The organism is Azoarcus taiwanensis, assembly GCF_012910885.1.
GTDB classification, from domain to species: Bacteria; Pseudomonadota; Gammaproteobacteria; order Burkholderiales; family Rhodocyclaceae; genus Azoarcus_F; species Azoarcus_F taiwanensis.
Genome location: NZ_WTVM01000168.1, coordinates 1 through 6,892, shown reverse-complemented (window position 1 = coordinate 6,892; position 6,892 = coordinate 1). Strand labels below are relative to the sequence as shown.

Below are 6,892 nucleotides of genomic sequence, written 5' to 3'. Positions count from 1 at the left end.
CGAGCCACCCGCCGTCGGCATAGTGGGCGGCGAGCTGGGGCGACACCCCGAACTGGCTCAGGGTGGCAAGGTCGAACGGCGCCCCGCGGGGAAGCCCCGCCTGCAGTCGCTTGATTACCTGGTGCCGTGAATTTCCACTCATGCGCTAAAAATAGCACACAATCGAATCAAACTCCTGATGCTCATGGCTCAAGGACGATCGATGTGTTCGGCGATGCGCGCCAGGATAGCGGCAAACGGGACCTGGCCGGCGTAATACAGGCCGGCCGGCTGTTTCCTCGTACTTGTGCTGGTAGCGCTCGCCCACGGCGGGATCGCTCAGGGTAAAAGCGGGGTTACCGGCGATGTTCAGTTCGTCACCGCCCCGGAAGTGTTGCCGCTTGCGTGCCTCGTAGTCCGGCGCGCCGATAAAGGCCAGCACCTCGGGGTGGCCGATCAGACAATACAGGTCGTAGTAGTGGCGCAGGAAGTTTTTCGTGAATGGGGCGGCGGTGTCCGCAGCCTGCTGCAACCGGAACTTGGTAGAGGCGGTCTGTAGCTTTTCGACAAAGGTGTAGGCGTGGCTGCAGCATGGTACCGCCACCACCCCACCCGGCTGTCGATGACCTGCACCGGGCTCGCGAGCGCTGCATCGAGCGTCTGGCAGGGCTTCAGCCGAATCGTTCATCGACTCAAAGGGATCATGAGCCAGTGGAAGATAGTGTCTGACGCAGACACAGCACTGACCAGTCGCTCGATGGGAAGGTCTACAGGCACTACACCCACGAGCTGGGTACGCCCCGTTGATCGGTCTCGTCAGACTCCCGGCTCCCGGGCGCAAGGGCTCTCACGTGACAAGGAGTTTCGTCCACGCCAGGCGGGCGCCGTCGACGTGGGACAGTCTTGGGACAACTGGACACGATTTTGCAAAAAAGCAACAGTCTTTGCACTTCGCGCTGTGAACGAAAAAACCGCCGTAAGTGGCGGTTTTTTCTCGGGAATTTCTTGGTCGGGGAAAGAGGATTCGAACCTCCGGCCCCTGCGTCCCGAACGCGAAGAACACATCACTGTTTACAAGGGTTCTGAGGTATTTATTGTATTATTGGCACACTTTTTGGTACAGAAGAGGTGAAAAAGGTGGCTACTATTCGAAAGAAAGGGCCTCGCCAGTGGCATGTGCAAGTCAGACGCAGGGGGTACCCGAGACAGACTGCTACATTTGAAACCCGCGCTCAAGCCGATGAGTGGGCCGCGAAAGTGGAGTCTGAGATGCGTAGCGGAACATTTCGAGATCTTGGTGCTGCAGAGCGCATGACGATGGCCGAAGCCTTTGCGAAGTATCGTGACGAGGTGGCCACCGAACACAAAGGGGCTTCGGTCGAGCGGCTGCGATTAAACCGGTTCATCCAAGACAAGATATCCGGCTACAGCCTGGCGACGTGTAGTCGAGAAGTTGTAGGCGACTACATCAAGCGGCGCCTCGAGGAGGTCTCCTCGGGTACGGTGCGGAGGGAGCTTGATCTGCTGTCCCAAGTCTTCACGTCCGCAATCATGGATTGGCATATTCCGTTGCCCGAGAACCCGGTCCATCACGTGCGCAGGCCCGCGCCGTCACGGCAGCGAGACCGCAGACTCAAGAGGGACGAGGAGGAAGCGATCGCTTCCACGCTGACAGGGGGAGGGCGGTCAGAGAACGGTACGTTCTCGAAAGGAACGCGGAACCCGTGGATCCAACCGTTATTCGAGCTGTCTATCGAGACCGCCGCCCGACGAAGTGAGCTGTTGCGCGCGACGTGGTCGGATGTCCGCTTGCAAGAGCGCCACATATTCCTAAGTGACTCTAAGAATGGCCTGCCCCGAAGGATTATGCTGAACGCCAAGGCGGTGGCGGTTCTCGAGCGGTTACGGGGGATGCACCAGGCGCGAGTCAACGAGGCCCGTGAGGCTGGAAAGCCGTACGCGGACGAGCGAGTATTCAAAGTTAGTGATAACGCCGTCAAAAAGGCCTGGGCACGTGCGCGTGCCTCAGCCGAGGTGCCGGATATTCGGTGGCATGACTTAAGGCACGAGGGCACCAGCCGCGCCGCCGCGAAGCTCTCGAACGTGCTCGAGCTAGCAGCGTTCACTGGACACAAGGATCTGCGATCGGTTCAGAGGTACTATCAGCCAGACTCGGTTGATATTGCTGCCAAGCTTGATGCTTGAGCGGCCGAGGACTAAGTGCTGAAACAGTGAAGATGTAGGTCTTCCAGGATCGATACGCATGGGCGAGGAAAATGCATAGATTGCTTAGAACTATCTTGATGGTCGCAGTAGCGCTGAGCACCAGCGCCTTTGCGCAAGGGGCGAGATCGACTCCGGAAGCCTCAGTAACCGGGTTCGCGACAGCCGCATTTAGCAACGGAAGTGCCTACGATGCGATGACTTACATTCATCCTGAGGATCTAGAGAGCAATGAGGCTTTTTTGCGGAATGCGGATACGATTTACTGGAGCTTTAACAACTGTCAAGTGGCCTCAATGGATACCTTTGTGAAGACGAATGAGCAGGGCCGCGTCGAAGGTTTCATTAAAATCGAATCGCCTGAGACCTCGGGTTGTCAGACAATGAGAATGCGAATACTCCTCGAAAACCACGATAACCAGTGGTATGTTGTGCTGGCGCGACCAGGGCCCGATGGCAATGCAGATGAAGCAACTCGATCGGTGGCTGAAAGACGCGAAATTATCGAAGTCCAACGTCAGCGACTAAGGCAGATTGAATTGATTCGCCTCCAACGAGACCAGTTCAGGGGCATGAGATAACGCCGTGCTCGCTGCGATCAGCGGGCACAAAGATCCTCGCATGCTCAAGCGTTACACACATCTTGATGCCGGCAAGCTTGCCGAGCGGATCAACATGGCACGGCAGAACAGGATCGCGAACGGATAATGGGAACACTGCTACGTTTCGGCGCTTGGCGCATCATGATCTACACAAACGATCATGGGCCTGCACATGTCCATGCCGTTGGCCCTGACGGTCGCGCGAAAATCGCGCTAAACTGCCCTGATGGGCCAGTACTGCCGGTCGATATCCGGGGTGTTGACCCTGGAACCGTCCGAAAGCTCGTGGCTCTGATAGAGCAGGAGTTGGTCGGACTTTGCGCGACCTGGAGGAGTATTCATGGACACCCTTAGCATGGCCATCGCCAATGCACGCGAACAGGGCGAAAGATCAGCTGCTGTCGAGCCAAGAGCAACTTCAGCGAAATTCGATGCCCAGCGCAGACGCCTTGTACTCATCCTTGATAGCGGCGCCGAACTGTCGGTTGCAGTTGAGGCGCTTGGGCTCCCACTCAACACTGATTTCGGATCGGTGCGGGTGGAGGGCGGCGGCTTCGATCTTTATTTCCCATTGGCCGACGAGGGCGTTTTCGTCCCTGACCTGGTGCGGACTGCCTTGGGAAGGCTGGCGGCTTGACCTCGACCGGCTCAAGGGTGTTCCCCGCGCACGCGGGGGTTGGAGCAAATAGACAAAGGCCCTCACGGGCCTTTGTCGTTCTCAGCGGTTGTCAGCTAACCCATCTCTTATCCACAATTTCCGGGGATAACTCGCCCCATCCGGGGCTGAACCCCGCTCCCAGCGCAGGCAAGTCCGGCAGCTCAATCTTTGAGCAATCAGAATCCGGCTCGGAGGACTCCGGCAGGCACTCATTCCGCGCTGCTTCAACGAGGCCACACGCAGGGCATTGGCCGTGGTTGATGAGCTCAAACGCGCGGTGAATATGGCGCGAGCCGCACGCGTCGCAACGGACCAGCAACAACGAACGGACCGTTGTGTATTCGCGAATCAGAAACCACGCCCGATCGAAAGTCAGACGACTGTCGACGGGACTCGAATCGTCGTCAAACGTGGCCAGAAATTGTTCGTATGTGACAATGAGCGCCTCGGCATCGGCCACCCCAAGACGTCGCAGGTCATCGAAAACAGCCAGGATGAAACTGGCTTGCAGGCGCCGCTTCGGGCTCACGAGAAAAAAGCCCACGTTATGCGGCAACGGTCCGCGCGGGGCGCGGCGGCCATGGTGCTCTGACCATGCATCGGAGATAACCGAGTCATGCAAAGTAGGCACCAGCGACCGGATAACCGGTGGTCGGGCGCCGAGCTGCACAAGGCGTTCGAGGCGCCGGAGCGTCTTGATGCTGGGCAGCTTACTCACGAGGGGTTCCCCTTGATCTAGCAACGAAACGGACGGGCAAACCCTCCCAGGGCACGCACACGGTCTGCACCTGGTGAGCGTGTCGGCGTCGGAACACCGCCCCGCCACACTCCCAGTTGAGCGGTTTCCACTCCGGACCTAGTTTCCAGCTACCGAAGACCACGCGAGGGATGACGATCTCGTTGCATCGACTCCGCAACGCTAGCGCCACACCGAACTCGGCCAGTGCTCGGTCGAGGCGCTTTTGCTGTCGCGCGACGCAGCGCGCAATGAGCCGTTCGGTATTCATACGCTGCCCCCCGCAGTACGAACGTCAGCAAGAGTGACGGCATCACCTGCGGCCGGGTTTTCAATCCAGCGCTCGGCGGCGTCGTCGGCCGCATGCTGGAGCACAGCAGCGGCGTTTGCGATCGAAAGCCCCTCGAGCTCGAGCGCGATCGCCTGGGGTGTGGCCTCCGCTGCGAACTCTGCTCGCGAGCGCGCGATCCAGCCAGAAACGAACTCGACAAGCGCGTCAGCATCCGGCAGCTCGAACTCGAGCTTGACCGTGAAGCGCCCTCCGCGAAGCGCGGCGGGATCCATCTGCTCGGGATGGTTGGTTGCTGCGATCCACATGATGTCGTGAACCTTGCCGGCCGCGCCGTCGACTGCGGTGAGCAGACGGTTGGTGACGGACGCGGTATGCCGGGCGTACTGCCGGTCGGCCAGCACATCATCGGCTTCGTCAATGAACACGATACACGGACGGATATCACGCGCTTCGCGAACGATGTCGCTGATCTTGTCCGGATTGCCAAGCAACTCGTTGCCGCTGGTGCTGATGAAGGCCCAGCCTGAGCTCTTGGCGAGCGCCTGCGCGGTGACGGTCTTGCCGGTGCCCGGTGGCCCCCAGAAGAGCACCCCACTCGGCACTTTGCCCCCACGCTGTTCGATCTCCTCGATCTTGCTCATGCGGCCCGCCAGCCCACGCAACTGGCGCTCGAGCTTCGCCGGCAAGGTCAGTTCGTCCAGGCGCGGAGCGTTCGGCGGCAGCTTCCCTTTGCGGCCCTGTACGCGGCGAAGCGCCGCCTGAAGGTCTTGATAGCTGATCTCGGTGGCGGACTGTTTGACGGCCTCACGCCCCGCCTCGTCAGCGACTGCACGGATCCGGGCTACCGAGAAACCCTCCCAGCGCTTCGCGGCCTGCGCGATTGCGCCGTCGGTCGCACACACACGCTTGAAGCCCTTGATCGTGTTCGTGATGATCGAAGCGCGCGCGATCTCGTCGGGTGGCGTGACCTCGATCTTGAAATCGAAGCGCCCTTCGCGAATCGCGGCCTGGTCGAGCTTCTCGAGGAAGTTCGTGGCTCCAATGATCACGATGCGCGACTTACGGGCATTGACCAGTTCGGTGAGGATCGCATTGGTCGTCTTGGCCGCTTCATCACTGGCGCCCATGCTCATGCTCCGGTCCTTGATGAGACTGTCGATCTCGTCGAGGAACAGCACGCACGGGGCTTGCGCTCGAGCTGACTCGAACACCGCCATGACCTGCTCGGTGGTCTGGTTCACCCACTTGGAGCTGACATCGCCGAAGGTGGCGGTGACTATTGGCAGTTTGAGTTCTCCGGCGAGCGCCTCGGCAAAGAATGTCTTGCCATTGCCCGGTTCGCCAAAGAGCAGGATCCCGTTTCGCTTGGCGCCCTGGCTCGCGTGGGAGCCGATGATTTCCTGCCCGGCCTCAAGCAGCCGCGCCTTCAGTTCATCCATGCCTACGACGTCGGCAAAGGTAGTGCGGGACTTTTCTGCTTCGAAGAACGGCGGATCCTCAGCGACTGGCATCGGCGCGGCCGCGCCACCGGCCAGCGCTTGCGCCTGCACCGGCACTGTGAAGTGCTGAATGAGGCCCACGGTCGGCAGGGTCAGGGCTGCGGCCACAATGAGCCATTGCTCAAGCACGAGTGCCCCGAATCCAAGCGTCAGCCCGGCGAAGAACAACGCCCAGGCACGAACATAGACCGCGAACGGACCTCGCCACATGGTCATCAGCGCCGAAGCCACAGCGACGCATGACAGCGCCGCAGCGCTCCAGCTCACCATCGGCTGATACATAAAGCGGTCTTGGGGGTTAAACACCGCGATCACAATGAAGAGCCCGGCGACTGCGGAGATACACATGCATGCCACGCCAAGCGCCCACGAAACCAGACGGGAAATCGGGATCGCGAGCCGGTCCGAGAAAGTTGCGTTCGAGTACATATGACGGGCCTCAAGAAAAGACGTGACGAATGAACATCGCAAGACCCGGCATGGCTGCGATCACAAACAGAGTGGGAATGACAACATCAATCCAGCGGGTGCGGCGTCTGGTTTTCATAGCAGCTCCTCGGGGGCGGGGTGTTGAGAGATGAACTGAGCTTCCTCAACAGTCAGGGAGCGTGTCGAGCAAGTTGGTTTATAGATGACATATGGTTGTACCTCCATAATCTCAAGATCAAGCCACCACCAGCCAGCGCGGGGGTTTATACTGTTCGTGACGATTATCGAAACGACCTCACCCCCACTGCGCTGAAGCTCGAACTGAGACAGCTCGGACTCGAGCCAAAGGCCCTGCTGGTCCGGCAGGAACGACACATTGATCGGTTTCCGCTCCGCCTCGCCGAAGGCGACCGCGATCTCGATGGCCGCTTCCGACCAAGGGCGCGTGCAAAGAATTCGTTCCATCACCGTAAC

The 6,892-nt window shown here is 59.8% G+C and carries 9 protein-coding genes; 4 read left to right on the top strand and 5 right to left on the bottom strand.

What is annotated here, in order from left to right:
* Window positions 1–142, bottom strand: a 142-nt coding sequence (locus GPA21_RS18215; protein ID WP_211163686.1) for an AbiEi antitoxin N-terminal domain-containing protein, incomplete at its 3' end; no start/stop codon positions are given.
* Between the two features lie 3 nt (window positions 143–145).
* Window positions 146–667 (bottom strand): nucleotidyl transferase AbiEii/AbiGii toxin family protein, encoded by a 522-nt coding sequence (locus tag GPA21_RS18210; RefSeq protein WP_246262046.1) that lies wholly within the window; start codon window positions 665–667, stop codon window positions 146–148.
* Between the two features lie 623 nt (window positions 668–1,290).
* Between GPA21_RS18210 and GPA21_RS18205 the strand changes: the two genes are divergently transcribed.
* The 4 genes from GPA21_RS18205 (at window position 1,291) to GPA21_RS18190 (ending at window position 3,441) form a co-directional block, all read left to right on the top strand.
* Entirely contained in the window at window positions 1,291–2,184 is an 894-nt protein-coding gene (locus GPA21_RS18205) for a tyrosine-type recombinase/integrase (RefSeq protein ID WP_168989521.1), read from the top strand.
* 98 nt (window positions 2,185–2,282) lie between these two features.
* Window positions 2,283–2,783, top strand: coding sequence for a hypothetical protein (locus GPA21_RS18200; RefSeq protein WP_168989520.1), 501 nt, complete (start codon window positions 2,283–2,285; stop codon window positions 2,781–2,783).
* Window positions 2,784–2,909: 126 nt separating this feature from the next.
* A complete protein-coding gene (locus GPA21_RS21395; RefSeq protein ID WP_168989519.1) occupies window positions 2,910–3,158 on the top strand; it encodes a DUF4160 domain-containing protein in 249 nt (82 codons plus the stop codon).
* A 1-nt stretch (window position 3,159) separates the two neighbouring features.
* A complete protein-coding gene (locus tag GPA21_RS18190; protein ID WP_168989518.1) occupies window positions 3,160–3,441 on the top strand; it encodes a hypothetical protein in 282 nt (93 codons plus the stop codon).
* Between the two features lie 91 nt (window positions 3,442–3,532).
* On the opposite strand, the gene GPA21_RS18185 is transcribed toward GPA21_RS18190, so the two are convergent.
* The 3 genes from GPA21_RS18185 to GPA21_RS18175 all read right to left on the bottom strand — a co-directional run.
* A complete protein-coding gene (locus GPA21_RS18185) occupies window positions 3,533–4,180 on the bottom strand; it encodes a FlhC family transcriptional regulator (RefSeq protein ID WP_168989517.1) in 648 nt (215 codons plus the stop codon).
* A 285-nt stretch (window positions 4,181–4,465) separates the two neighbouring features.
* On the bottom strand, window positions 4,466–6,418 hold the full coding sequence (locus tag GPA21_RS18180) for an ATP-binding protein (RefSeq protein WP_168989516.1): 1,953 nt from the start codon (window positions 6,416–6,418) through the stop codon (window positions 4,466–4,468).
* A gap of 114 nt (window positions 6,419–6,532) precedes the next feature.
* Window positions 6,533–6,892, bottom strand: a 360-nt coding sequence (locus tag GPA21_RS18175; protein ID WP_168989515.1) for a hypothetical protein, incomplete at its 5' end; no start/stop codon positions are given.